We start from the raw sequence: 25,279 nt of genomic DNA on the forward strand, positions 1-25,279 counted from the left end.
CAAAAAGGATACCAGTTTTAAATCTTTCCGGTTCGCTTTAAAACAAATAAAATAACAATCGGTATAAGAAGAAGAATAACCATTAATAGACTTTCCTGAAAAATCCATGGTTGAAGTCCTAATGTAATTAAATAACCGCCCATTGCACCACCAAAATGCGCATCGTGACCAATTTGGTCGTTTTGCGCTTTCATTCCATAAATGGAATACAATAAATAACCAATCCCAAAAATGTACGCCGGAATAGGAATTATAAAAAATAAACCCAACATCATATTGGGTTGTAGCAAAATAGCAGAATATAAAATCCCCATTACAGCTCCACTTGCTCCTACTGCGGTATAATGAGGTTCATTTTTATGAAAATAAAGCGCAAAAAGATTTCCTAAGAGTAAACTTCCTAGGTAAATTACTAGAAATGAAATTATTCCGCATTGATAAATAACCACATTTGCAAAAAAATACAATGTTAACATATTTACAAACAAATGTGTAATGTCTACGTGTAGAAACCCCGAGGTTAACATTCTTAAATGTTCGCCACGTTTAATTGCGCCGACATTAAATTTATATTTTTCAAAAAAATGTAAATCGTTAAATCCTTTAAATGAAACAATAGCATTAATTGCAATAATAACAATAGTTACCAGTTCTATATTTCCCATAGTTCAATTTGTAAACAGTCAAATATACCATATCTTTGTAAAAATATATTATTCTTCATGCAAAGATTGGTTTATCTACTCTCCTACCCATTTTTATGGCTAATCTCTATACTTCCTTTTTCGGTACTTTATAAGCTTTCAGACTTTATTTATTTCTGGATTTACAAGGTTTTTGGCTATCGAAAAAAAGTTGTTGTATCAAATATTAAAGCAGCTTTTCCTGAAAAATCTTCCGAAGAAATTAAAACCATAACCAAAGGCTTTTACCAGCATTTTGTAGATATTTTTTTGGAAATGATTAAATCGCTTAGCATTTCTGATAAAGAATTAAAAAAACGGTTTAAAATTAAAAATCCTGAAGTTTTAGAACAACTCGAATCACAACAAAAAAGCTATATAATTATGACCGGCCACTATGCAAGTTATGAATGGATTAACGCCCTGCATTTTTATGGCTTACGTTACAAAGCCTATGGCGTTTACAAACAATTGAAAAATAAAGAATTTGACCGACTTGTAAAAAAAATTAGAAGTAAGTATAATACTACCATGCTTTCAACTAAAGAAGTTACACGCCAAATTATTAAAAACCAACGTGCCGGAATTTTATCGAGCTATGGTATGATTGCAGATCAAGCACCAAAAGGAGCCAAATCTAAATATTGGCGAAATTTTATGGGTAGAAAAGTCCCGGTCTTTATCGGGAGTGAGTTTATTGCTAAAAAGTTAGATTTAGCAGTTACCTATCTTCACATTCAAAAAGTAAAACGCGGTTATTATGAAGCTAAATTTATAATTTTAACCGAACACGCAAAAAAAGTTAAAGACTACCAAATAACCGATAAATACTTTGAGTTGCTAGAAATGCAAATAAAAAACGCGCCTGCTTTTTACTTGTGGACTCATAAACGCTGGAAACACGCTTCTTAAGAAAAAGTTAAAGAAAAACTTATTTAGTTATAAGAAAAATTTATATTTGGGCTCAATCTCAATTATGAAGAAAGCCGTTTTTCTTATTGTTTATCCATTTCTATGGTTAATCTCAAAACTTCTTTTTCCTATATTTTATTTAATTTCAGATATTCTATTTGTAATTATTTATCATCTTATAGGTTATCGAAAAAAAGTAGTTCAAGAAAATTTATTAATTGCCTTTCCACAAAAAACTGAAAAAGAACGTAACAAAATAGAAAAAGCTTTTTACAAACATATGTGCGATATGTTTTTAGAAATGATTAAAACGCTTTCCATTTCAAAAAAAGAATTAAAAAAACGCTTTGTCTATAAAAATATTGAAGCCTTAACCGAACTCGAAAAAAAGAGCAAAGGCGTAATTGTAATGTGCGGACATTATGCGAGTTACGAATGGGCCACAGCAATTAATTTTTACAAAACCAATAATAAAGGTTATGCAATTTATAAAAAAGTAAAAAACCCTTATTTTGATAAATTAGTAAAAGATATTCGTGCAAATTTAGGCACAACGCTTATTAGTAGTAAAGAGGTAATTCCTACAATGATGCGAAATATTCGCGCTCAGCAGAAAAGCAGTTATTATATGATTGCCGACCAATCGCCAAAAAAAGGAAACCAAAAGCATTATATTAATTTTTTAGGAAAAGAAGTTCCAGCTTTTGTAGGCTCAGAAGCAATGGCAAAACGTCTAGGTTTTGCGGTTTTATATTTACAGGTTGAAAAGGTAAAACGCGGTTATTATGAAGCCAGTTTTGTTTCCTTAGCTGAAAACGCAGAGAATTTTGCAGATTATAAAATTACCGACAAATTTTTCAGCAACTTAGCACAACAAATTAAAAGAAAACCTGAATATTACCTTTGGACACACAAGCGTTTTAAACACGCGAAAAACTGATTTTTGAGAGTTTTATTTTTTCCAATCTTTTGCTTCAAGCTCAAAAATAATTTGAACTTCAGTTTCAAAAACTTCTGCGATTTTTAAAGCTAAAATTGTAGAAAGATTATAACCTCCCGATTCTATTGCGTTTATGGTTTGCCTACTTACCTGAACTTTTTCTGCTAATTCAGCTTGGGTCATATTTTTTTTGGCGCGCTCAACTTTTAAATTATTCTTCATTATTCGCTGTTTTTTTTAGTTTGAAATACGCCCAATTAAAACGAATTATAAAAAACATCAAGACCGTAAACATATTAAAAATCATGATGGAGAAAAAAGATACTCCGTAAACAAATAAAATGGCCAACAATAGAATAATGTAATTGCAATACGTCGCCCAAATTAAAGATTCTACTCTAATTTTAGAAATAAACTCATCTTCTATTCGCTGTTTTGAAAAAGCTACAAATATTCCGCCTACTATTAATAAAATACAAATTAGTTCATCGAAAATGTTATTCTCATAAATAGTAAAAAATTCAGTGTTTTTGCTTCCGATAGTTAACGTGAATTTATCTACTAAAAAAGCGAAAACCTTCGCGTCAAATAATGCTGGAGATTCATTTACAAAAATTGAATAAAGACCTGAAATAATTCCTACTGAAAATAAAACCCATCCTATTTTCTTAAAAGCGTTTGGTAATAAATAATTTGTTTTCATCACGATACAATTTAAATTCGGCATAAATGTAAATATAATTTTACTTTATGACAAGTTAACTTTACATTTTTATAGAAAAATAAAGAAAGAAATATTCTCTTCTTCATTCTTATTACTTTTGTAGTATGAAACATCAACACTTTAAAATTTTTAAACCTTACGGCTATTTAAGTCAATTTATTACGCATCAAGCAAAAGCGAAAAAGAAAAAAATGCTTGGTGAATTAAATTACAATTTCCCAAAGGAAACAATGGCTGCCGGAAGACTTGACGAACCTTCTGAAGGATTATTAATTTTAACTACCGATGGAAAAATGAGCGCAAAAATTACCGGCGGATCTATAGAAAAAGAATATTACGCTCAAGTCGACGGAATTATTACAGATGAAGCTATTCAAGAATTAAAAAACGGAGTCGAAATTGGCATAAACGGCGAAAAATATTTTACCAAACCCTGTAAAGTGAAAAAAATTACCGAAACGCCAATTTTTCCGGAACGAGCAAAAAAAATTAGAGATGAACGCCACGGACCCACAAGTTGGGTTTCTATAATTTTAACCGAAGGAAAATACAGACAAGTTAGAAAAATGACCGCCGCGGTTGGTTTTCCAACCTTGCGTCTTGTTCGTGTTAGAATTGGAACTATTGAAATTAATGGAATGAACGCTGGCGATGTTGAAGAAATTACTTCAATTCTTGAGCGTGAACTTCCATAATTTTTTCAACAGCAATTTTTACTACTTTTTTTAAACTTGAAGGAAAAGCTTTCTTTTCTACAAACTTTTGGTTCATTTCCAATTCAATTCCTATATAATTTTTTGGGAATTTTTTTCGTAAATAAGTTGTAAATCCGTCGGCGCTTCCTAAATAAGGATAATTAAATTGAATTTTTAATTCGTGCTGAAAAGAAGCATTTAATTCCTTCTTAAAAAGTTGGGCGAGTTTTTTTTCTTCCAATCGTTTAGAATCGTATAAAATTCCGATATCGGCGGTTCTTTTTTCTCCGTTTAGAATTGGGGTAAATGAATGAACCGACAAATGAAAAACCGTTTCTCCTTCAGCAATAAATTCCGCAATTTTTTCTTCCACTACATTTCTGTAAGGCGCGTAATATTTTTCAATTATTTCATTTTTTATCGAATGTTCAAGTTCATTTGTATAAACTGAAAATAACGCTGGATGATGTAACGATCGATTCGCTTCAATTAATAATCGACTGGTTTGCGTAGCTTTAGAAAAAGCTGCGATGGGCGATAAATAGGTAAACAAATCGAAAGTTCCTTTATCGAAACCTTTATGTGAGTTTAATGTAGCCGATTCATTTTTAAATAAATAGCGGTATTTCTGCGGAATTAAATTTCCGCCGTGCTCACTGGTTAAAACGAGCTTCACGGAATGAATAATTTATTTTTAGCTAAACAACTCGCTAATTCATGATAAATCTTCTGAATGTTTTCCGTAGAAAAATCATCTTCTAAAGCTGAAATAATCCGGGTAGAAAGACAACCTTGCTCAAGAATAAATAGAATTATTTCTTGGTTTTCAAGTCGCATTTGGTTGCTTACTTGTCTAAAAAGATGTTTCCAAACCTCTGTGATTGAGATTTCGTCACTTGGTAAATCGAAGATTTTTAAATAGTCACCTTGTAAAGTCGTTTCTTCTCCTTTTTTAATAACCTCATTAAAAACTTCGAATAAATCACTTTCGCTCCAACTTTTCTGCAATTCTAAATTTCCAAAATACACTAAATGTTGAAGAATTTTGATTATAAAATCGGCAATCGCAATATCTACTTTCGGGCATTCTTGAATATCTATTATTCTAATTTCAATGGCATTTCTATCGAATCGGGCAATTGCGCCACGAGAATTTAAAAAATGACGATCTAAAATTCCTTCAGCATCGTAAGGTTTAATCGCTTTTTGTATGGGTTCGAAAATTTCTTCTTGATAAGCTTTTTTAGAAAACACACGTTCTGGAATTACTTTTCCGGTTAACTGCAGAATTTCTTTCTGATTATTTTTATAAACCTCTAAACGTGAATCTTTAAAACCGGTAACTTTTCCTTCAAAAATTGGAGAACTTGCGGTTAAAGCGGGAATTATCGGTAATAAAATTCGAATGGCGGCGTGTAATTTTTCAAATTCTTCATCATTATAAAACGGAAAGTTCAAATGCATACTTTGCACGTTAGACCAACCGTGACCGCTACAATCGAATATTTTATTGTAAAGCGCATAAACTTCGCTGTAGGTATGTTTCCAAAGTTTAGTTTCCGTTTTTGGATTCATTAACGGATGCGAAGCAGTAGACAATAATTGTCGCCCTTTTGGCTTTAAAAGCTTATTTATTTCTTTAATATTCTCGTAAAAAGCGCGAGATAATTTTTCGTGATCGTCAGTTGGACCGTTTGTTTTTAATTCAATTACGTGGGCGACCAACTCGTTACTCCACGAAATTTCACCGTTATCAATATCTGAAGTTAAACTTCCGTTTTTTTCAGTTAAGATTTCATCTACGGCAGGAATTACTGAAAGATTTTCAGCATTTACGAGCATATATTCCAACTCGATCCCGACAACTTCAAACAAATGATATTTTTTACTTTTCATTTAATCGTTTCACTAAAGCTTCTATAATTTTTGTGTAAACCTCATCTCCGTAATGGCGGTCTTCTACGCCAAAATCTATATTCGGGTTATCATTTATTTCAATCACCAAAGCTTGTCCGTTAATTTCTTTAATATCGATCCCGAAAAGACCTTGTCCCATAATTTTAGTCGATTTAATTGCAGCGTCTAAAATTGGTTTTGGCACATCTTCAATCGCCATACAATCGGCATTTCCATCTTGATCATCTTTATCCTTGGCATCCCAATTATAAATTTGCCAATGATCTTTTGCCATATAATAACGGCACGCATAAAATGGTTTTCCGTCGAGCATTCCTATTCTCCAATCGTATTCTGAAGGGCAAAATTCTTGTGCGATAATTAAATCTGAAGATTTTAGCATTTGCTTTACGAGCTCTAAATATTCATCTTTTGTTGTCGCTTTTTTAACCCCGAAAGAAAAAGTGGAATCGGGTAATTTCAACACACAAGGCAATTCTATTTCTTTTAAAATAGCCTGAATATTATCTTGATGAATTATTTTGGTTTTAGGAGCTGAAACGCCAGCATTTTGCATTGCTTCAGCCATAAAAACTTTATTGCAGCATTTTAAAATTGCATCGGGATAATCTACCAATGCTATGTTTTCTTGCTGCGCTTTTCTGGCAAAAGTATAGGCTTCATTATTTACTTCAGTACTTTGTCTAATTAAAAGCGCATCGAAGGCTGAAAGACGTGACAAATCTTTTGGAGAAATTACTTCTACGTAGAAATTCAGTTTTTCGGCAACCTCAATAAATTTTTTAATTGCTTTTGGATTACTCGGCGGCGCAGGATCGTTTTCTTGCACTAAAATAGCTAAATCGTAAATCGCTTTTGAAGGTTTTGCAGTGTCGTATCTTTTTTTAGAAAAATACTGTTCTGCAAAATATTCCATACTTTCTTTATGATCTTCCGGAATTTCTGAAACCCCAATTGCTTTTATGTTCTGGATGTTCCATTTATTATTATAACTGAATTTTATGCGTAAAAACGGAACTTGAAAATAACGATGAAACATCGCGCTTAAATCTTTGTATTTATGCGCCACGTTTTGCCCAAAATAAACGCTTAGTGTAAACTCACGCGATTTTATGCTTTTTAAGCTTTGCTGAATTAAATCATCAAACTCTTCAGAAACTATTTTTACTAATTTTAAAGCTCGTAAATCGACCAGGTTTTTTACGGTTGGTAAAGGCAAATGCCCACGTGCTTCGGCTAAAAGCGATACGTAATAGCCTTTTGATTGATAGCTGAAATTTTTACACAAATTAAAAATTCGTACGTTTTTCAGCGAAGCAAAAGATGGATTGGTTAGATACTCTTTTGCTGCTATAATTTGGGCATTTCCTTTAAGAAAATCCCAAGATTTTGGATTGTCTACGACAATAAATTTGTTCATTTTGTTGATAAAGTATAAACAAATGTATGCTATTTTTAATCCGAATTTTGAAAAATTTTCATAAAAAAAGCCCTTAGAAATTATTCCTAAAGGCTTTTTTTAAAATATTTACTGGAAATTATTTTACAATAAGTTTTCGCGTAATACGCTGATTATCTTGAATAATATTCATAAGATAAATTCCTTCAGCTAAATTAATAGCTTGTTTGCTGGAATTTACAGCATTGTATTCTAAAATTTTTCTTCCGGTTAGGCTGAAAATCTCTACGGAATAGTTTCCTTCAATTCCCATAATATTTATCGAATTTTTCGCCGGATTTGGAAAAATTCTTAACGTCGAAGCCGCATTATTCTTTACTGATAATTCTTGTTGCCACGTTTGCCCAACTTTATCTCCCCAAATATAATCCACCAATTCCGGTTGATCGATAAACGGGTTTCTATTTTTTTGCCACGTATAAACCACGTTATTTCGGTTCATTTCAAAATCATCTGGTGGATCGTTTTCGTGCCATTGCAATAAAGTAGCTAAATCTCCTAATTGACCTGTAATATTCGTATCTGGATAACCATTTATAACCGAAAGATCGTTATAGCGAATAGCCATATAAAAAACACTTCTGGCAACATCACCTTTAAAACTTCCTAAATTTGCTGCCGGACCGTCATATTCTTGAGGTCCGTAATTTTGATTATTTCGAGAACTATTTTCGGGGCCATCAACCGCACGAAGCGCGTGAGCATCAGAATTTCCGTGTCTTGTGCTATCTGCATTTGTAGTCCAATAAACATCTGGACCATCGGCAATATCATCCTCTTCTATACTGTAGAAACCACCTCGAGATCTTGGGTACGTATGTTCTCGATTCCAAGTTCCTGTATTATCAGAAGTTGTTTGAAAATCTAATTTTGCTTTTCCTTCTTCTGTATAAACTAACCAAACTTGATTGCTATTCGCTGGATTTTGATCGGCTTCTTTTAAAATATCAACAATATCTGCATACGTTTGAACACGAACTACTGAAGGATCGGCGATAATATCTTGCAAAGCTTGACGTAATTGTTGCCCTGATTTTTCATCTAAACTATTATAATAACCTGAAGGTTGTGTACTTGAAACTACTCCAAATGTAGGATTAGTTGGCGTTCCCCAAGGAGCTACAATAAAATCGTCATCTAAAACACGAATAAGAATATTGTTATTTAACGTGACATATTCTTGCGGTAAAGTACCAATTTCTATGACTAATTCTTCATCACCTTCATCATCTTGATCATCGGTTAAGGTAATACTTGTTGAAGCTGAAGTTGAACCTACAGGAATCGTAATTGTTGTATTTCCTGAATAATCGCTTGTGTTGAAACTTCCGTTTGATAACGTGAAATTGAATACAAGATCTGAATTGGTTACCGGCTGTTCGGTTGTAAAATTAATGGTAAATACATCACCTTCGGTATATTCTAAGGAAGATGTAGTTGTAGTTAAACCATTCAGAATAATTCCGCTTCCATCGTTTAATAATCGTGGCGTGGGCGTATCTACATAATAACTTCCGTCATTTGCACGCTGAATGGATTCAAAATCTTTATTGTTATTTACGTCTTCATCAATTTGCTGAGAAACGCCTAGTAAACTCATTAACGTTGTAGCATCTGAATCTCCAGTTCCGTAAACCAACGCATCGATTAAATTATTGGTGGTAGCTAAAGTTCCATCAGGGAAATCGCTTGGTGTTCCTTGATAAATTGCTACTGCATCGGCTCCGTTTTGAATAACATTTGCAGGAATTACCAATTGTGGTGAGGGAGAAACGCCATTGCTTCCTATTAATAAAATTCCGTTTATATCGGTAGTGTAACCGTCTAAGTCGATTTTGTAATAACTTTCGTTTCCTCCGGAACTTGATCCGTTAAAAAACACCAATACCATATTATCGAGAGAATAATTTGGCGTATTCGACTTTAATTCTACAAATTCTTTGTCATCGATACTTTGTGTATCACAATCTAACTCATTAATTACTACTTGCGCGTGTAAAGAAAATACAGTTAACAAAAGTAATAGTGTGGTAATCTTCTTCATTCTTTAATTTTTAGAGAATGCAAAGATAGTAACATTATAAAGTTGAAATATTAAGTTAAGATTAAAATTTATAATTCAGGTTTAACGAAACATAACTGTGCGTTTCAATACTATTTACTTCTCCGCTGTTAAAATGATACACTATTCCTAAATTAAATCGTTTATAGGCTAAATAACCACCAAGATTTGCGTGAAAGGTAGAATGATCTATATGTGTTAATGTTCGAGAATCTTGTCGATCGCTAAAAATATTTCCTTGTAAAGTAGCATCGTTCGCTATTAATTTGAAACCAGCTGAAATTTGTATAAAATATTCTAACGCATTTTTAGGTTGAAAAATCGAATTCTGAACAGAAGTAGTTTTTGTTAACTCGTAAAATTCACCAATTCGCATATACAATTGCGGTAAAATATAAGAACGTACATTCCCTAGCGAAGCTTCAGCGCTTCCGAAGAAATCATACCAATCGCCTTTATAAATATTTCTAAAATAATTCGCTTTTAAATTAACGCCAAGCTGATTCGGAATTTGATTTTCCCAACCTTTTAAAACCGTATCGCCTGAAACATTTTTATGAAACCAATCTTGTATGGTTTCCGCTTTCGAAATTTCTCCTAAAACTCCAATATCGCTATTTAAGGTAAGAAAAGACTGTTTAAAAGTAAATCTATTTTGAAATGTTAAATACGTCCACCCTGCAAAAGGGCGTTTCCCTGTTGGTATTCCTGTTTCAAAATCGTAATTAGGGGTATACGCTTCCAGTTGAAGAGAAAAACCGTGAAAAAAATTATTTTTTGAAGAAAAAATTTTCGATATAAAATTTTCTTTTTCTGGAATAAAACGGTAACTCGCATTTACGCCAAAAGTATAAGATCGATCTTTATTGGTAAGTACCGCAAAATAATCGTTATCAATTCCTATTGCTATTTGATTTTTATAATAATCTGCGGAAGAATTTTCTTGCGAAAAACCATTCTGTAAGCCGATAAAAAAGAGAATAGTAAAAAACTTAAGAAAGCGAAACATTCAAATTTAATTTTTTCTGCAAGGTGCAGCTAAATCTAATTATTACCATAGTATTTAATGAAGTTTTATGAATTGAAAAATAAAATTTATTAAAACATTCAGTAAATCAATCGATTAAATTAATGTTGCCAGCAACTAATTTTCAGTTAAAGCTTCCGTATATTTGTAAAAAAGAATTTCATCAGTTTTATGAGTAATATCAAGTCTTTACAATGGCGCTACGCCACCAAAAAATTTGACGAAACCAAAAAAGTACCGGAAGAAAAAATTTCGATGCTTAAAACAAGTTTCAACCTCACTCCTACTTCTTACGGCTTGCAACCACTAAAATTAGTAATTGTAAAAGACGATGCTACGAAGAAAAAACTGTACGAACATAGTGCAAAACAGCAACAAATTCTTACAGCTTCTCATATTCTCATTTTTTGTATTGAAACGAATATTGATGATAATTTTATTGAAGAAAACTTCAAACGAATTAAAGAGATACGTGAAACTCCAGATGAAATTTTAAATCCGTTTCGAGAATTTTTATTAGGCGATTTTAGAAAACGATCGCAAGAAGAAATAGAAAATTGGGCGGTAAATCAGGTTTATTTAGCAATCGGAAACATTTTAAATGTTTGTGCCGCCGAAAAAATAGACGCTTGCCCAATGGAAGGTTTCGACGCTAAAAAATATGACGAAACTCTAAATTTAACTGAAAAAGGAATAAAATCTACCTTAGTTTTACCGATTGGTTATCGCGCTGAAGACGATATTTTTGCAGATTTTGAAAAAGTTCGTCGACCGTTAGATGATGTAATTATAGATTTAGATTAATATCCTACGTATTCGGTAATTTCCAAGCCGTAGCCAATCATTCCTACTCTTTTTTTCTGTTGCGAATTCGAAAGTAATTTTATTTTATGAATTCCAAGATCGTGCAGAATTTGAGCGCCAATACCAAAATCTTTTGTGTCCATCGCTAAACGTGGCGCTTTCATTTCACCTTTTTCCTGATTTTCTCTTAACTCTTCAAGACGACTTAATAAATTAAGGGTAGAATTTTCCTGATTTATAAACACGATCACGCCTTTTTCTTCCTTGTTTAAGGCTTTAAACATATCGTCTAATTTCTGATCAGCATTATTGGTTAACGTTCCTAAAATATCATTATTTACCAATGTGGAATTTACACGAACTAAAACCGATTCATCTGATTTCCATGTTCCTTTGGTTAAGGCTAAATGAACTTGATTATTAGTAGTTTGCTTGTAAGCGCGTAATCTATAAGAACCGAAACGTGTATCCATTGTAAAATCTTCCTTCTTTTCAATTAAAGAATCGTGACGCATTCTGTAGGCCACTAAATCTTCAATTGAAATAAGTTTTAAATCGAATTTTTTGGCAACTTCCGCTAACTGCGGCAAACGCGCCATTGTTCCATCATCATTTAAAATTTCAACTAGAATTCCAGCAGATTTTAATCCGGCTAGTCGTGCTAAATCTACAGCAGCTTCGGTATGACCGGTTCTACGAAGAACGCCTCCATTTTTAGCTTTTAGCGGAAAAATATGGCCCGGTCTTCCTAAATCTTGTGGTTTTGTTTCTTCAGAAACGAGGGATTTTATGGTTTTTGCCCGATCATGAACTGAAATTCCTGTAGTACAACCGTGACCGATTAAATCTACAGAAACCGTAAATTGCGTATGGTGTAAAACGGTATTGTTATTCACCATCATATTTAAATCTAGTTCGTTGCAACGATCTTCGGTTAATGGCGCACAAATTAATCCACGGCCGTGACGCGCCATAAAATTAATCATTTCCGGTGTTACCTTTTCAGCAGCAGCAATAAAATCGCCTTCATTTTCACGATCTTCATCATCGACAACAATTACTACTTTTCCTTCGCGAATATCATCTATCGCTTCCTGAATGGTATTTAACTGAATATTTTCTGATGTTGCAACACCTTCTGCCATAACCTAATTTTTTGTTTTGCAAAGGTACTAATCTATTCCTTTTCTTTCTTTACAATTCCTATTTTTCTGAAGAATTTCTTCACCGGTTCAGTAATTACATCGGTATTAATAAATCCTTGATCGGTCGTAGCACGATAGGTTAAATAAATACTCAGTGGAAGCATAACAAATGTAGAGAGCCACGTTGCCATAAACGGACTTACGCTTCCGTCTTCGGCGCTATTTTTAGCAAAAATACCAATAAAATGATACGTCAAAAATAGAAGGATTGCTACTACCATTGGCAAACCTAAACCTCCTTTTCTAATAATGGCTCCTAATGGCGCGCCTACAAAAAAGAGAATAAAACAAGCGACCGCCAAGGCATATTTATCGTGTAACTGTATTTCCGTTTTATTGAGCCGTTGTGCTTTTCTTCTTAAATTAGATTCTTTTCCGTTAATGTTAGAAAGCGTTCCGCGAACGGTTCCTAACGCGATATTAGCAATTTGTTGCTGTTGTTGTGTTTTATAGGAGTCATATAATTCAGCTAAAGAATTAATATTATAAGTAATCGTATCTTGTGGAAGTGAGAACGATTTTAGTCGATTTTTTAAGGAATCCTTCTCTAATTTTCTCTCTACTTTTTTCCTTTTTTTCTTTTCACCAAGATTTTCGATTCCGCTTCGGCTGAGTAAATTGTTATGAAAATTTCTTTTGTCTTGATTTAAATCTTCAGATAAGGAATCTAACGCAACCCGTAATTCTGAAATATCGAGCATTTTATAAGAATAATTATAGCGCTCGTCTTCAAAATCTACATTGTTAAAATTTGACAAATCGATGTTTATCGTATATTCATCAAAATAACTTTTTACGTAAGGCTTTTTTCTGCGCTCCTTATAGTCTTTCGGTTGAAGTTCATCATAATAATTTCCATTAGAAAGAATTAACGATAGAATATCTGAATCTTCACTTCCTACCAATTCTCCTTTTTTTGCTTTTATAACGGTAAAATTCCCCGTTAAATTTTCCTTTTTATTATGGATAATTACATCGTGCAAATATTGATCGTTATCGCCCGATTTTTTTTCAACCTTAATATTTACATCGCCAATATCATTAAAAGCGCCTTCAACAATTGCCATTGCGGGTTTTAATTTTGAAATATTTTTCCGCAGATTAATTGATTTAAATTCTGCCCACGGAATAACATTATTGGCAAAAAAGAAAGCTACAATACTTAAAAAGGAAATAAAGAAAATTAAACTTCGCATTGCACGTTGAAGCGAAATCCCGGAAGATTTCATAGCGGCAAACTCATAATTTTCAGCAAAACTCCCAAAAGTCATTATCGAAGTCACCAAAATAGTAAGCGGTAAAACTAGTGGAATTAAACTTGGGGTAATATATACCAAAAACCTCGCTATAATTACATAATCGAGGTCTTTACCGGCGAGTTCAGAAATGTGCAACCAAATACCTTGGAGTACAAAAATGAACATTAAAATTACAAAAACCGCCGTAAAGGTTTTTATATAACTTAAAAATATGTACCTATCGAGAATCTTCAATTTAATCTAGCCGATTAATGTAGTAACCTTGATATTTATCTTTATTGAAAGTAAACAAGTTTTCAGAAATGGGCTGATCTGTTTTAAAACTATTTACTTTAATGGTAATTTTTGTACCGTTTTCTTGTAACTGAATTAAATTATAAATGTGTTTGGTTTGCTTATCGATACCTAACAGAATTTCTTTCACTTCAGCATTAGAATCTTTTGGTGTTAATTTTATATACTGAATTTTTCTTCCGTTAGCATTTTGAGTAATATCCCATTTATAATTATACCCTTCTTCGTAGAAAGTAAGCATTTTTGAAGGCGTAATTTCATCGCTATCGGTTTCTGAAGAAATTACGATTTCTTCGTCTTCAGGAATAATGGAATACAGTTTTTTACCATCGAACAAACGTGTTATTCCCATTAAATTTAAGCGATATTTTTCACCTTTTAATGCTACATCGCCGCGCGCTTCTTGCTTAATATTTTCAGTAGTATTTTCTAAAATATAACTGAATTCTATTTGCATATTATCATACGATTTCACTTTTGCTGAAACTTCTTCCAACAAGTTTTTCGCTTTTTGACTGTTTTGCGCGAAACCTAAGCTTGCGGTAAATAGAATAAGAAATAAAACGCTTAATTTCTTCATGGTATATTGTATTATTTATTCGTTATTTAAATGTTCTTCTAATGCAACTAAATCTGGAACCAAAACTTGACGGGCTTTGCTTCCTTCAAACTGACCTACAATTCCTGCGGCTTCCAATTGATCGATAATTCTTCCGGCTCTATTATAACCCAATTTTAATTTTCGTTGTAACAACGAAGCACTTCCTTGTTGTGCGGTTACAATTATTTCAGCTGCATCTTTAAAGAGTTTATCTCTTTCGCTTACATCTATATCAAGTCCTGTGCCACTTTCTTCACTAACGTATTCGGGAAGTTTATGCGCATCGGGATATGCTTTTTGCGAACCGATAAAATCAGTAATTTTTTCTACTTCCGGTGTGTCGACGAAAGCACATTGTAATCGAATTAAATCGTTTCCTTGTGTGTATAACATATCTCCTCGACCAATTAATTGTTCGGCTCCGCCGGAATCTAAAATTGTTCGTGAATCTATTTTAGAAGTCACACGAAATGCGATTCGTGCGGGAAAATTCGCTTTAATCATCCCGGTAATTACATTTACCGAAGGTCGCTGCGTGGCGATAATTAAATGAATTCCGATAGCTCGTGCTAATTGTGCTAATCTTGCGATTGGTGTTTCTACTTCTTTTCCCGCGGTCATAATTAAATCTGCAAACTCATCGACCACCAAAATGATATAAGGTAAAAATTTATGTCCGTTTTCAGGATTTAATTTTCGTGCTCTAAATTTATCGTTGTATTCTTTTATATTTCGAACCATCGCATCTTTTAGCAAATCGTATCGATTATCCATTTCAATACAAAGCGAATTCAGGGTATTGATAACTTTGGTATTATCGGTAATTATCGCTTCTTCGGTATCGGGAAGTTTTGCTAAATAATGACGTTCAATTTTATTGAATAAAGTAAGTTCGACTTTTTTAGGATCGACCAGAACAAATTTCACTTCTGCGGGATGTTTTTGATATAACAAAGAAGTAAGAATACAGTTTAATCCAACCGATTTTCCTTGTCCGGTTGCTCCTGCCATTAACAAGTGGGGCATTTTGGCTAAATCTACTACGAACGTTTCGTTAGAAATCGTTTTTCCTAAAGCAATTGGCAATTGCATTTCGGCGTGTTGAAATTTTGAGGATGCAACCACCGAACGCATCGAAACAATATTGGCTTTTTTATTAGGAACTTCAATACCGATAGTTCCTTTTCCGGGAATTGGTGCGATAATTCTTATTCCTAAGGCTGAAAGAGAAAGCGCGATGTCGTCTTCTAGATTTTTAATTTTTGAAATTCTAATTCCGGCTTCGGGCACAATTTCATATAAAGTTACCGTTGGTCCAACGGTGGCTTTAATTTGCGCAATTTCAATTTTATAGTTTTTAAGCGTATTTACAATATTGTCTTTATTCTCTTCCAGTTCTTGTTGATCGATGGTAATTCCGCCGCCAATATTGTAATCTTTCAATAATTCAATAGAAGGAAATTTATAATTGCTGAGTTCTAGTTTCGGGTCGAATTCTCCAAAATCTTTTACCAGACGATTGCTTAAATTATCTTCTTGTTCTTCTTCTTCGGTTACGGTTTCCACTTCCATCGCCAAATCGCCTTCATCTTCTTCATTTTTAATGACTATTTTTTCTTTTTCAGGCGTGGTTGATTTTTCTTCTGTTTCTTCTGTTGTTGAAGTTTTAGCTTCAGCAGTAATTTGCTCTTCCTTCGTTTGTTCTTTTACCCTTATTTTTTCTTCGGAATAATTTTCTGTTATATCTGTAGAAGTTTCAGCTTTAAATTCTTCTGATATATCTTTTTTGGTTTTTTTGAAATATTGCTGAATAACTTCTGGCGTAATATTTAAACGTAAGACCAAATAGGTAATAAATATGAAAATGAGCAGTAAAAGTGTTCCTGCGAAACCTAAATAATCTTGTAGAAAGGTGTTGGTTTCAAAACCTATGATTCCGCCTAGCAACGCATTTTTATCAGCGAAAAAACCGAACAAGGTTGAAAACCAAATCATAACGATAATTCCCCAAAACCAAAATTTCTGTAAGGGTTTTCGGTTAAGGTCTAAAAATAAATAAACACCGGTTAAACTGGTTAAAATAGCAATGCTGAACGCCGCTAAACCAAAACCTTCGTAAATAAAAAAGTTGCTGATTTCTGCTCCGAATTTGCTAAGCCAATTTTTGGTTTCTATACTTCTATCTCCAAATTGACCTAAGGTACTTTGATCTGCTTTCCAGTTAAAAAGAAAAGACACAAATGCGATGAAAAGCGCTAATCCTAAAAGCATTAAAAAGCTTCCAAGAAGTACTTTGTGTTTTCGCGTAAACGTAAAGTTCACCTTATTTAAAGGCTTTTTTGTCTTCTTAGTTTTTTGTTTTTTCTTAGGCATTTAATCGGGTTAGCTAGTAAGCAAAAGTACAAATTCAGTTTAGTTTATAGCAATTAAATTTATGGCTTTCGTGAGATTAAATTTGGGAGAGTTTTATTTAGCTGGTAAAATAAGGAATATAAATGAGTACGCCAATAATAATAGCGGTTATAGAAGCTATAAAAACAGCTCCGGCGGCTAAATCTTTAATAAGTCCTATTTTATGATGAAAATCTGGATGAATAAAATCTGCTATTTCTTCAATAGCGGTATTTGCTCCTTCTAAACTCATCACTAAACCGATTGCGATGGTTTGAAAAATCCAATCGGTTGTAGAAATTTCCATATAAAAACCTAAAACCGTCATTAGAATTGCTATAACGGCTTGTACTTGAAGACTAGCTTCGGTTTTTAATAATACAAAAGCTCCTCGAAACGCGTAAACCGCTCCCATAATACGTTTACCTAAAAAGGTATTTTTCATTATAAAAGTGTTTTTAGAGCCGCAAGGTAATTTGGTTCGTGGGAAATATCTTCAACTTGTTCAGTATAAATTATTTTTTGGTTTTCATCGATTACAATTACGACACGTGATAACAAAGCTTCGAAAATTCCTTCTGAAATTTCTAATTCGTAATCTTTTCCGAACGAATGATGTCTATAATCGGAAAGACAAATAAGATTAGCTATTTTTTCGTGATCCATAAAACGTTTTTGAGCAAAAGGTAAATCCCGTGAAATACATACAACAACTGTATTTTGTAAATCGTTTGCTTTGGTATTAAAATTTTTTACGGAAGTCGCGCAAACACCAGTATCAATACTCGGGAAAATATTTAAAATAATACGTTTTCCTTTAAAGTCTGAAAGTTTTACCGATTTAAGATTGGTATCTATAAGTCGAAAATCTGGTGCTTTTTCACCTTTTTTCGGTAATTCTCCACTTGTTTGAATAGCTTCGCCATTCATTTTTATAGTAGCCATAACGTAAATTTTAGAAGAAATTTATTACTCTAAAAATACATATAAAAAACGGGTTGCTGAATAGCAACCCGTAGGATTTAAAAAAAATATGTAAATCTATTTATCTATAGAACCCAATACTTTTTTTACAAAATTGTTGGCGGCATCCTTTTTTGGTACGCCGTCTTCAATCATTTTGTGGACTTCAATCGCGCCGCAAATGTTGGTGATGAGTTCTCCGATAACGTCCATTTCTTCTTCTGTAACTGAACGATGCTCTGTAAACGATTCTAAAACTTCTACAGTATGTTCTAATTTCTCAGCATCGTTATTTTTCTGTAAATGTCTAATTACGGGTAACTTCATCTACAACTTCTTTTAAAGATTCTAATTTGTTTGTTTGAACTTGGTTCACAAAATTTCCGTTTTTAAAAGTCGCGAAGGTCGGTAAATTATCGACTGTTGCTAACTTTCTAGATTCTGGAAATTTTTCAGCATCAGCTAGAATAAAGGTAGCATTTTCGTTTTCTGAAGCTAACTTTTTAAATTTAGGTTTCATTAAACGGCAATTTCCGCACCATCCAGCCATATATTGAACTACAACCGTATCATTTTCTGATACGATTTCAGCTAAATTATCTTTTTCTAATTCTTTAATCATAGCAATTTTTTTGGTTGAAATTTCCGACAGCGAACTGCCGGAAATTAAATTATTTTCTAAAAACTTTTTTTAGTTTGCAGATAAATAAGAGGCAACTCCTTTACTATTGGCTTGCATTGCTTCTTTACCTTCTTCCCAGTTAGCTGGGCAAACTTCACCGTGTTTTTGTACGTGAGAATACGCATCAATCATACGGATGAATTCATTTACATTTCTACCAAGTGGCATATGATTAATGCTTTCATGAAAAACAGTTCCTTCTTCATCGATTAAGTAAGTTGCTCTGTACGTTACATTATCTCCATCTACGGTAATATGACCGGTTTCATCATCGTAACGCTCATTTTCAATATCTAAAATTCCTAATCGAGAACTAAGATTTCTATTTGAGTCTGCAATAATTGGGTAGGTTACACCTTCAATTCCACCATTATCTTTAGAAGTATTTAACCAAGCAAAATGAACTTCTGCAGTATCACAAGAAGCGCCAATTACAATTGTATTTCTCTTTTCGAATTCAGACATTTTTTCTTGAAATGCGTGTAATTCGGTTGGGCATACATATGTAAAGTCTTTTGGATACCAGAAAAGAACAACTTTTTTATTGTTTTTCTTCGCTTCTTCTAAAACGTTGATTGAAAAGGTATCTCCCATTTCATTCATTGCGTTTACATTTAAATCTGGGAATTTTTTTCCTACAAATGACATAGTTTTCGTTATTTTTAAGTTTGTATTAATTTCTCTTTCACTGCCAAAAATATAATATATTAAGCTTCTTCACGAAGGTTTCAACTTATTAATTTTTATTCCTTAATAGCTTTTATTTATACTTAATTCGATTTAACATAAGATTAAGTTATATTTATTGTAAATAAAGGCTTAATCCATAAAAAAACACAATTTTTAAAAGGCATTTTATATATTTACGTAAACTGAAAAAACCTAGCAAAAAAATAAAAATTGCATGAGAATTTTAATAACTCACATACAAGAATTACTACAAGTTAGACCTAAAGGAACTTTAAAAATTGCCGGTTCTGCGATGAAAAAATTACCAAGTATTAAAAATGCTTGGTTATTAATTAATCAAGATAAAATTGAAGATTTTGGAAGCATGGAAACCATGCCAGAAATCGATGAAATTGAATATGATAAAGAAATAGACGCTACCGGCCAAATTGTATTACCATCGTGGGTAGATTCTCACACGCATTTAATTTATGCCGGTAACCGAGAACAAGAATTTGTAGACCGAATTAACGGACTCACTTACGAAGAAATAGCCGAAAAAGGGGGCGGAATTCTAAACAGTGCAAAAAAATTACAAGAAACTTCAGAAGAAACACTTTATAACGAATCTTTAAAGCGTTTAGAAGAAGTTATAAAATTAGGCACCGGCGCAATTGAAATAAAATCGGGTTATGGACTGACGACAGAAGCGGAGCTAAAAATGCTTCGAGTTGCGAAACGTCTAAAGGAAAAACATCCTATTGAAATTAAAACTACTTTTTTAGGAGCGCACGCGGTTCCGCCAAAATTCAAAAATGATAGAACGGGTTATATTTCTCATATTATTGAAGAAATGCTACCGAAAATTGCTGAAGAAAATCTCGCAGATTACATCGATATTTTCTGTGAAAAGGGTTATTTCAGTTTAGAAGATACCGAACGTATTTTAGAAGCCGGAAAAAAGTATGGTTTAAAAGGGAAAATTCACGTCAATCAATTTAACGCCATCGGCGGAATTAAAACAGCGGTAGAACACCAATCCTTAAGTGTAGATCATTTAGAAGTTTTGGAAAAAGAAGATATTGAAGCATTAAAAAATTCTGACACAATGCCTGTCGCGCTTCCTTCTTGTTCTTTATTTTTAGGAATTCCGTATACACCGGCTCGAGAAATTATTGATAATAATTTACCATTAGCATTAGCAACCGACTATAACCCAGGAAGTACACCAAGCGGTAATATGAATTTAGTGGTAAGTCTCGCTTGCATTAAAATGAATATGACTCCTGAAGAAGCGATTAACGCGGCTACTATAAATGCAGCTTATGCGTTAGAATTAAGCGAAACACACGGTAGCATAACCAAAGGAAAAATAGCCAATTTAATTATTACAAAACAAATTCCGTCGTACGGATTTTTACCTTACGCATTTGGTTCAAATAATATTGATCAAGTGATTTTAGGCGGAAAAACAATATTTTAAAACATATGGAAAACTTCACGCTTTATAACAGTGTTTTACTCGAAAAACATTTAAATGCCCGAGAAGGAGAAGAAAAACTAGGTGAAAAAGTAACCTTACTCAATTCTTTTGAAGAACTAGAAGAACATGAAGCAAAATATGTGATTTTTGGAATTCCCGAAGATATTGGAGTTCAAGGAAATCACGGAAAAAAAGGTACTGAAAAAGCGTGGGAAAGTTTCTTAGGCACTTTTTTAAACGTTCAAGCCAACGAATATAATTCACCGGAAAATTGCATTTTATTAGGGGAAGTTAATTGCCAAGCATTTACGCAAGAAGCGGAAATTATTTTAGCGCAACGTGAAAATCCACTAGAAAAATTAGGGGAATTGGTTAACAAAATCGATATGATTGGTGCTGAAGTTGTAGAAAAAATTATAAGCGCTGGCAAAATTCCTATTATTATTGGCGGCGGACATAATAATGCCTACGGAAATATAAAAGGAACTTCAAAAGCAATTAACAGACATATAAATGTTGTAAATATTGATGCGCATACCGATTTAAGAACTTGTGATTATCGCCATAGCGGAAATGGATTCAGTTACGCAAAACAAGAAGATTTTTTAAATTATTACAGTATTGTTGGTTTGCATAAAAATTATACGCCACAATATATTTTTGATTTAATGAATAATGATAAAACTATTGATTTTACCTTATTTGAAGAATACTTGCATCTAAATCCGCTTGAAAAATTAGTAAAACTGAAAAAAGCCTTCGATTTTGCACGAAATCATTTTGGTTTAGAAATTGATTGTGATGCAATTCAAAATTTTTCCAGTAGCGCGATGGGACCAACAGGTTTTTCGGTTAATGATATTAGAAGCTTTTTAAAATTAGCCCGCAAAGAAGATGTTCTTTACCTCCATTTATGCGAAGCATCACCCGATAAAAGTCCGTTGATAGGAAAAGCATTAAGTTATTTTGTTTCAGATTTTATTAGACCTTTAGATTAATTAATCAATTAAAAAATCTTATGAAATATTCAATTTACGTGTTACTCTGTTCAATAATGCTTTTTTCTTGTAAAAATCAAGAACGAAATAATGAAAATTCGCAGACCATTTCACCAGCCGCAAGTTCAACTGAAACAGAAGAAGATCAGCTAGAAAATAAAAAAGATTCTATTTCGGTTGAACCCATTTCTCACGCTACATTTATGATGAAATTAAATGAGAAAAATATTTTTGTAGATCCGGTAGGAGAAAGTGAAGAATTAAAAAAACTGGGAAATGTTGATGTTATTTTGCTAACCGATATTCACGGAGATCATTTTAATATAGATGTTTTAAAAGAAATTACAGAGTCGAATACTAAAATTATCGCACCCAAAGCAGTGGCCGAAAAACTCACTGATTCGTTATTAACACAAACTGCAATTTTAAATAACGGAGAATCTTTAGATCTTTTTGAAATTTCAATTAAAGCAATTCCAATGTATAATTTACGTGAAGAAGCAAAAGAATTTCATACTAAAGGTAGAGGAAATGGTTATCTTCTTGAAGCCAATAAAAAGCGTATTTACATTTCCGGCGATACAGAAGATATTCCCGAAATGCGTAATTTAAAAAATATTGATGTAGCTTTTATTTGTATGAATCTTCCTTACACAATGCCTGTTGAAGCGGCAGCAGACGCGGTATTAGATTTTAAACTAAAAAAAGTTTACCCATATCATTACAGAGGAAAAAATGGAATGAGCGATGTTGACGAATTTAAAAATATTGTGACTACAAATAATCCCAATATACAAGTTCAAATTTTAGATTGGTATAAAAATTCAGAAGAAAAATAACTTCATAAAAAAAGCCCTTTTCTAAAAAAAGGGCTTTTCAATTTTCATTTCCTATTATAATTCTTTAGGATTTTTCACCTTTTCTTTTGTAATAGCATGTTTTAAAACATCGCTCATATCGGTTACGAAATGGAAAGTTAATCCTTTTAGATAATCCTTTTTAATTTCCTCAATATCTTTTCTGTTTTCTTCACAGAGAATTATTTCTTTAATTTTAGCACGTTTTGCCGCAAGAATTTTTTCTTTAATTCCGCCAACAGGAAGAACTTTTCCTCGTAAAGTAATTTCTCCAGTCATCGCTAAATTTTTCTTCACTCGTCGTTGAGTGAAAAGCGAAACTAAAGAAGTTAGCATTGTAATTCCTGCACTTGGTCCGTCTTTTGGAGTTGCTCCTTCCGGAACGTGAATATGAACATTATATTTTTCGAAAATAGAAGGATCTATACCGAAATCTTCTGCATTCGCTTTAATATATTCCATCGCAATCGTGGCAGATTCCTTCATTACTTTACCAAGGTTTCCGGTAATATTTAAGTTACCCTTTCCTTTTGATAAAATAGATTCGATAAATAAAATATCGCCGCCCACTTTTGTCCAAGCTAATCCAGTTACAACACCAGCAACATCATTGTTTTCATATTTATCCAGCTCAATTTTTTGAGGACCGAGAATCGTAACGATATCATCATTTGTGATTTTTACGTTATAATCTTCTTCCATCGCAATGCTTTTTGCTACATAACGAACAACTTTTGCAATTTGTTTTTCCAGCCCACGAACACCAGATTCTCTTGTGTAACCTTCTACAATTTTTTCAAGTTGCGGTTTTCCTAATTTTATATGTTTAGTGCTTAACCCGTGTTCTTTCACTTGTTTTGGTAAAAGATGGCGTTTTGCGATTTCAACCTTTTCTTCAATTGTATAACCAGTCATATTTATAATTTCCATCCGGTCACGTAAAGCGGGTTGAATAGTATTTAAACTGTTTGAAGTCGCGATAAACATAACCTTAGAAAGATCGAATCCCATTTCTAAAAAGTTATCATGGAAATCGCTATTTTGTTCTGGATCTAAAACTTCCAACAAAGCTGAAGAAGGATCTCCTTGATGACTACTCGTTAATTTGTCGATTTCATCTAATACAAAAACAGGATTGCTTGTTCCAGCTTTTTTCAAACTTTGAATAATTCTACCCGGCATCGCACCAATATAGGTTTTTCTATGACCGCGGATTTCTGCTTCATCTCTTAAGCCACCTAATGAAATTCTCACATATTCTCTTCCTAAAGATTCTGCTATCGATTTCCCTAAAGAAGTTTTCCCGACACCAGGAGGTCCGTAAAGGCAAAGAATTGGAGATTTCATATCATTACGAAGCTTTAAAACGGCTAAATACTCAATAATTCTGCGTTTTACTTCTTCTAAACCATAATGATCACGATCTAAAATTTTCTGTGCTCTTTTTAAATCGAATTTATCTTTACTGAATTCATTCCAAGGTAAATCTAGAAATAAATCAAGGTAATTCCGTTGAATTGAAAATTCTGCAACTTGCGGATTCATTCGTTGCATTTTTGAAAGCTCTTTATTAAAATGCTTTTCTACATCTTTACTCCATTTTTTGTCTTTAGCACGTTTGCGCATTTCTTCAATCTCACCTTCATGCGAAACCCCACCTAATTCTTCCTGGATGGTTTTCATCTGTTGGTGTAAGAAATATTCTCGCTGCTGTTGACTCATATCACTTTGCACCTTCGATTGAATATCATTTCTCAATTCCAATTTTTGGAACTCAGTATTCATAAATTTCAACGTTGAAAGCGCACGTTCTTTTAAATCATTAGTTTCCAATAATTTTTGTTTCTCCTCCACACTCAAATTCATATTGGAAGAAACAAAATTGATTAAAAAGGAAGCACTTTCAATATTTTTTATCGCAAAAGAAGCTTCAGAAGGAATGTTAGGACTATCTTTAATTATCTTTAGCGATAAATCTTTAATAGAATCTATAATAGCCGAAAATTCTTCATTTTCTGGCGCTGGTTTTTCTTCAGGAACTTCTTTTACAGTTGCAGTTATATAAGGTGTATCTGTAATTACTTCATCTATATTAAAACGCTTTTTACCTTGAATAATTACGGTAGTATTTCCGTCAGGCATTTTTAAAACTCGAAGTATACGCGCAACAACTCCTAATTTATTTATATCTTTTGCAGAAGGATTTTCAACACTACTATCCTTTTGAGAAACAACACCAATAATTTTATCTGAATTATTAGCTTCATTTATTAATTTAATTGAAGCATCTCTTCCCGCAGTAATCGGAATAACAACACCGGGAAACAATACTGTATTTCTCAAAGGAAGTATAGGAAGCGTATCCGGTAACTTTTCACGATTAATTTCCTCTTCATCCTCCGGAGTCATAAGTGGGATTAATTCAGCATCTTCATTTATATCTTGTAATGACATATTGTCAATTTTAAAAAAATTTGATTTGGCCATAGTATATTTTTAGTCAATCTGTCATTATAAAACAGATTAATTTATATGATTTAAGTTCAATTGTCGAAAATACAATTTCATCCTAATAAGGTCAATTGTCGTGCCATATAATCTTCTATTAAAAACAGAGTAACTCAAACAAAAAAAGCCCCCTTCATCTAGTGACG

General features: G+C 32.8%; 25 protein-coding genes. 7 read left to right on the forward strand and 18 right to left on the reverse strand.

Annotation, left to right across the window (positions count from 1 at the left end):
* Positions 1-17: 17 nt before the first annotated feature.
* A complete protein-coding gene (locus ACFFGL_RS05395) occupies positions 18-665 on the reverse strand; it encodes a rhomboid family intramembrane serine protease (protein ID WP_309728206.1) in 648 nt (215 codons plus the stop codon).
* A 57-nt stretch (positions 666-722) separates the two neighbouring features.
* On the opposite strand from ACFFGL_RS05395, the gene ACFFGL_RS05400 reads away from it, so the two are divergent.
* A complete protein-coding gene (locus tag ACFFGL_RS05400; protein ID WP_309728208.1) occupies positions 723-1,595 on the forward strand; it encodes a lysophospholipid acyltransferase family protein in 873 nt (290 codons plus the stop codon).
* A gap of 64 nt (positions 1,596-1,659) precedes the next feature.
* The gene (locus ACFFGL_RS05405) at positions 1,660-2,535 is read left to right on the forward strand and encodes a lysophospholipid acyltransferase family protein (RefSeq protein WP_309728210.1); all 876 of its coding nucleotides are present in this window, start codon (positions 1,660-1,662) and stop codon (positions 2,533-2,535) included.
* A gap of 12 nt (positions 2,536-2,547) precedes the next feature.
* Here the strand turns inward: ACFFGL_RS05405 and ACFFGL_RS05410 are convergent, their stop codons facing one another.
* Positions 2,548-2,757: a helix-turn-helix transcriptional regulator gene (locus ACFFGL_RS05410; RefSeq protein ID WP_309728211.1), complete on the reverse strand. Its 210-nt coding sequence runs from the start codon at positions 2,755-2,757 to the stop codon at positions 2,548-2,550.
* Complete coding sequence (locus ACFFGL_RS05415; RefSeq protein ID WP_309728213.1) at positions 2,747-3,238, reverse strand: hypothetical protein; 492 nt, start codon at positions 3,236-3,238, stop codon at positions 2,747-2,749. The genes ACFFGL_RS05410 and ACFFGL_RS05415 overlap by 11 nt, the downstream gene beginning before the upstream one ends.
* Before the next feature lie 125 nt (positions 3,239-3,363).
* Here ACFFGL_RS05415 and ACFFGL_RS05420 point away from each other — a divergent pair, with 125 nt between their 5' ends.
* Positions 3,364-3,954, forward strand: coding sequence for a pseudouridine synthase (locus ACFFGL_RS05420; protein WP_309728215.1), 591 nt, complete (start codon positions 3,364-3,366; stop codon positions 3,952-3,954).
* Here the strand turns inward: ACFFGL_RS05420 and ACFFGL_RS05425 are convergent.
* From ACFFGL_RS05425 to ACFFGL_RS05445, 5 genes are all read right to left on the reverse strand, one after another.
* The gene (locus ACFFGL_RS05425; protein ID WP_309728217.1) at positions 3,923-4,630 is read right to left on the reverse strand and encodes an N-formylglutamate amidohydrolase; all 708 of its coding nucleotides are present in this window, start codon (positions 4,628-4,630) and stop codon (positions 3,923-3,925) included. The genes ACFFGL_RS05420 and ACFFGL_RS05425 overlap by 32 nt on opposite strands.
* A complete protein-coding gene (locus ACFFGL_RS05430) occupies positions 4,627-5,850 on the reverse strand; it encodes a carboxylate-amine ligase (RefSeq protein WP_309728219.1) in 1,224 nt (407 codons plus the stop codon). The genes ACFFGL_RS05425 and ACFFGL_RS05430 overlap by 4 nt, the downstream gene beginning before the upstream one ends.
* On the reverse strand, positions 5,840-7,291 hold the full coding sequence (locus tag ACFFGL_RS05435) for a RimK family protein (RefSeq protein WP_309728221.1): 1,452 nt from the start codon (positions 7,289-7,291) through the stop codon (positions 5,840-5,842). Before ACFFGL_RS05435 ends, ACFFGL_RS05430 begins: the two co-directional genes overlap by 11 nt.
* 118 nt (positions 7,292-7,409) lie before the next feature.
* The gene (locus tag ACFFGL_RS05440; protein ID WP_309728222.1) at positions 7,410-9,374 is read right to left on the reverse strand and encodes an endonuclease; all 1,965 of its coding nucleotides are present in this window, start codon (positions 9,372-9,374) and stop codon (positions 7,410-7,412) included.
* A 61-nt stretch (positions 9,375-9,435) separates the two neighbouring features.
* Positions 9,436-10,401: a lipid A-modifier LpxR family protein gene (locus ACFFGL_RS05445; protein WP_309728224.1), complete on the reverse strand. Its 966-nt coding sequence runs from the start codon at positions 10,399-10,401 to the stop codon at positions 9,436-9,438.
* Between the two features lie 189 nt (positions 10,402-10,590).
* On the opposite strand from ACFFGL_RS05445, the gene ACFFGL_RS05450 reads away from it, so the two are divergent.
* Positions 10,591-11,223 (forward strand): nitroreductase family protein, encoded by a 633-nt coding sequence (locus ACFFGL_RS05450; protein ID WP_309728226.1) that lies wholly within the window; start codon positions 10,591-10,593, stop codon positions 11,221-11,223.
* Here the strand turns inward: ACFFGL_RS05450 and ribB are convergent.
* The 9 genes from ribB to ACFFGL_RS05495 form a co-directional block, all read right to left on the reverse strand.
* Positions 11,220-12,368, reverse strand: coding sequence for a 3,4-dihydroxy-2-butanone-4-phosphate synthase (ribB, locus tag ACFFGL_RS05455; protein WP_309728227.1), 1,149 nt, complete (start codon positions 12,366-12,368; stop codon positions 11,220-11,222). The two genes, ACFFGL_RS05450 and ribB, sit on opposite strands and share 4 nt — an antisense overlap.
* A gap of 32 nt (positions 12,369-12,400) precedes the next feature.
* Entirely contained in the window at positions 12,401-13,921 is a 1,521-nt protein-coding gene (locus ACFFGL_RS05460; RefSeq protein WP_309728229.1) for an LptF/LptG family permease, read from the reverse strand.
* A 1-nt stretch (position 13,922) separates the two neighbouring features.
* Positions 13,923-14,561 (reverse strand): LolA family protein, encoded by a 639-nt coding sequence (locus tag ACFFGL_RS05465; protein ID WP_309728231.1) that lies wholly within the window; start codon positions 14,559-14,561, stop codon positions 13,923-13,925.
* A gap of 15 nt (positions 14,562-14,576) precedes the next feature.
* On the reverse strand, positions 14,577-16,955 hold the full coding sequence (locus tag ACFFGL_RS05470) for a DNA translocase FtsK (RefSeq protein ID WP_309728232.1): 2,379 nt from the start codon (positions 16,953-16,955) through the stop codon (positions 14,577-14,579).
* A 97-nt stretch (positions 16,956-17,052) separates the two neighbouring features.
* Complete coding sequence (locus ACFFGL_RS05475) at positions 17,053-17,418, reverse strand: diacylglycerol kinase (protein ID WP_309728233.1); 366 nt, start codon at positions 17,416-17,418, stop codon at positions 17,053-17,055.
* Positions 17,418-17,918 carry a thiol peroxidase gene (tpx, locus tag ACFFGL_RS05480; protein WP_309728235.1) on the reverse strand — a complete coding sequence of 167 codons (501 nt, stop codon included), beginning with the start codon at positions 17,916-17,918 and terminating at the stop codon, positions 17,418-17,420. The genes ACFFGL_RS05475 and tpx overlap by 1 nt, the downstream gene beginning before the upstream one ends.
* 96 nt (positions 17,919-18,014) lie before the next feature.
* Positions 18,015-18,263, reverse strand: a complete 249-nt coding sequence (locus ACFFGL_RS05485) for a DUF6952 family protein (protein ID WP_309728237.1) — start codon at positions 18,261-18,263, stop codon at positions 18,015-18,017.
* Positions 18,244-18,558, reverse strand: coding sequence for a thioredoxin family protein (locus ACFFGL_RS05490; RefSeq protein WP_309728239.1), 315 nt, complete (start codon positions 18,556-18,558; stop codon positions 18,244-18,246). Before ACFFGL_RS05490 ends, ACFFGL_RS05485 begins: the two co-directional genes overlap by 20 nt.
* Positions 18,559-18,627: 69 nt before the next feature.
* Positions 18,628-19,266 carry a peroxiredoxin gene (locus ACFFGL_RS05495; RefSeq protein ID WP_309728241.1) on the reverse strand — a complete coding sequence of 213 codons (639 nt, stop codon included), beginning with the start codon at positions 19,264-19,266 and terminating at the stop codon, positions 18,628-18,630.
* A 256-nt stretch (positions 19,267-19,522) separates the two neighbouring features.
* Here ACFFGL_RS05495 and hutI point away from each other — a divergent pair, with 256 nt between their 5' ends.
* Genes hutI through ACFFGL_RS05510 form a run of 3 tightly spaced genes read left to right on the forward strand, consistent with a single transcriptional unit; the run spans position 19,523 to position 22,607 of the window.
* Positions 19,523-20,770 carry an imidazolonepropionase gene (gene hutI / locus ACFFGL_RS05500; protein WP_309728242.1) on the forward strand — a complete coding sequence of 416 codons (1,248 nt, stop codon included), beginning with the start codon at positions 19,523-19,525 and terminating at the stop codon, positions 20,768-20,770.
* A gap of 5 nt (positions 20,771-20,775) precedes the next feature.
* On the forward strand, positions 20,776-21,768 hold the full coding sequence (locus tag ACFFGL_RS05505) for a formimidoylglutamase (protein ID WP_309728244.1): 993 nt from the start codon (positions 20,776-20,778) through the stop codon (positions 21,766-21,768).
* A 20-nt stretch (positions 21,769-21,788) separates the two neighbouring features.
* Positions 21,789-22,607 carry an MBL fold metallo-hydrolase gene (locus ACFFGL_RS05510; protein WP_309728246.1) on the forward strand — a complete coding sequence of 273 codons (819 nt, stop codon included), beginning with the start codon at positions 21,789-21,791 and terminating at the stop codon, positions 22,605-22,607.
* A gap of 54 nt (positions 22,608-22,661) precedes the next feature.
* Here ACFFGL_RS05510 and lon read toward each other — a convergent pair whose 3' ends face one another.
* Positions 22,662-25,112: an endopeptidase La gene (gene lon / locus ACFFGL_RS05515; protein ID WP_309728248.1), complete on the reverse strand. Its 2,451-nt coding sequence runs from the start codon at positions 25,110-25,112 to the stop codon at positions 22,662-22,664.
* Between the last annotated feature and the right edge of the window lie 167 nt (positions 25,113-25,279).

Source organism: Mesonia maritima, assembly GCF_042433895.1.
In the GTDB taxonomy this organism is placed as follows: domain Bacteria; phylum Bacteroidota; class Bacteroidia; order Flavobacteriales; family Flavobacteriaceae; genus Mesonia; species Mesonia maritima.

Excerpts from the sequence above, each read along its gene's own strand:
- ACFFGL_RS05395 (WP_309728206.1), bottom strand. The coding sequence starts at position 665 with ATGGGAAATATAGAACTGGTAACTATTGTTATTATTGCAATTAATGCT.
- ACFFGL_RS05400 (WP_309728208.1), top strand. The coding sequence starts at position 723 with ATGCAAAGATTGGTTTATCTACTCTCCTACCCATTTTTATGGCTAATC.
- ACFFGL_RS05405 (WP_309728210.1), top strand. The coding sequence starts at position 1,660 with ATGAAGAAAGCCGTTTTTCTTATTGTTTATCCATTTCTATGGTTAATC.
- ACFFGL_RS05410 (WP_309728211.1), bottom strand. The coding sequence starts at position 2,757 with ATGAAGAATAATTTAAAAGTTGAGCGCGCCAAAAAAAATATGACCCAA.
- ACFFGL_RS05415 (WP_309728213.1), bottom strand. The coding sequence starts at position 3,238 with ATGAAAACAAATTATTTATTACCAAACGCTTTTAAGAAAATAGGATGG.
- ACFFGL_RS05420 (WP_309728215.1), top strand. The coding sequence starts at position 3,364 with ATGAAACATCAACACTTTAAAATTTTTAAACCTTACGGCTATTTAAGT.
- ACFFGL_RS05430 (WP_309728219.1), bottom strand. The coding sequence starts at position 5,850 with ATGAAAAGTAAAAAATATCATTTGTTTGAAGTTGTCGGGATCGAGTTG.
- ACFFGL_RS05435 (WP_309728221.1), bottom strand. The coding sequence starts at position 7,291 with ATGAACAAATTTATTGTCGTAGACAATCCAAAATCTTGGGATTTTCTT.
- ACFFGL_RS05440 (WP_309728222.1), bottom strand. The coding sequence starts at position 9,374 with ATGAAGAAGATTACCACACTATTACTTTTGTTAACTGTATTTTCTTTA.
- ACFFGL_RS05445 (WP_309728224.1), bottom strand. The coding sequence starts at position 10,401 with ATGTTTCGCTTTCTTAAGTTTTTTACTATTCTCTTTTTTATCGGCTTA.
- ACFFGL_RS05450 (WP_309728226.1), top strand. The coding sequence starts at position 10,591 with ATGAGTAATATCAAGTCTTTACAATGGCGCTACGCCACCAAAAAATTT.
- ribB (WP_309728227.1), bottom strand. The coding sequence starts at position 12,368 with ATGGCAGAAGGTGTTGCAACATCAGAAAATATTCAGTTAAATACCATT.
- ACFFGL_RS05465 (WP_309728231.1), bottom strand. The coding sequence starts at position 14,561 with ATGAAGAAATTAAGCGTTTTATTTCTTATTCTATTTACCGCAAGCTTA.
- ACFFGL_RS05470 (WP_309728232.1), bottom strand. The coding sequence starts at position 16,955 with ATGCCTAAGAAAAAACAAAAAACTAAGAAGACAAAAAAGCCTTTAAAT.
- ACFFGL_RS05475 (WP_309728233.1), bottom strand. The coding sequence starts at position 17,418 with ATGAAAAATACCTTTTTAGGTAAACGTATTATGGGAGCGGTTTACGCG.
- tpx (WP_309728235.1), bottom strand. The coding sequence starts at position 17,918 with ATGGCTACTATAAAAATGAATGGCGAAGCTATTCAAACAAGTGGAGAA.
- ACFFGL_RS05485 (WP_309728237.1), bottom strand. The coding sequence starts at position 18,263 with ATGAAGTTACCCGTAATTAGACATTTACAGAAAAATAACGATGCTGAG.
- ACFFGL_RS05490 (WP_309728239.1), bottom strand. The coding sequence starts at position 18,558 with ATGATTAAAGAATTAGAAAAAGATAATTTAGCTGAAATCGTATCAGAA.
- ACFFGL_RS05495 (WP_309728241.1), bottom strand. The coding sequence starts at position 19,266 with ATGTCATTTGTAGGAAAAAAATTCCCAGATTTAAATGTAAACGCAATG.
- hutI (WP_309728242.1), top strand. The coding sequence starts at position 19,523 with ATGAGAATTTTAATAACTCACATACAAGAATTACTACAAGTTAGACCT.
- ACFFGL_RS05505 (WP_309728244.1), top strand. The coding sequence starts at position 20,776 with ATGGAAAACTTCACGCTTTATAACAGTGTTTTACTCGAAAAACATTTA.
- ACFFGL_RS05510 (WP_309728246.1), top strand. The coding sequence starts at position 21,789 with ATGAAATATTCAATTTACGTGTTACTCTGTTCAATAATGCTTTTTTCT.
- lon (WP_309728248.1), bottom strand. The coding sequence starts at position 25,112 with ATGGCCAAATCAAATTTTTTTAAAATTGACAATATGTCATTACAAGAT.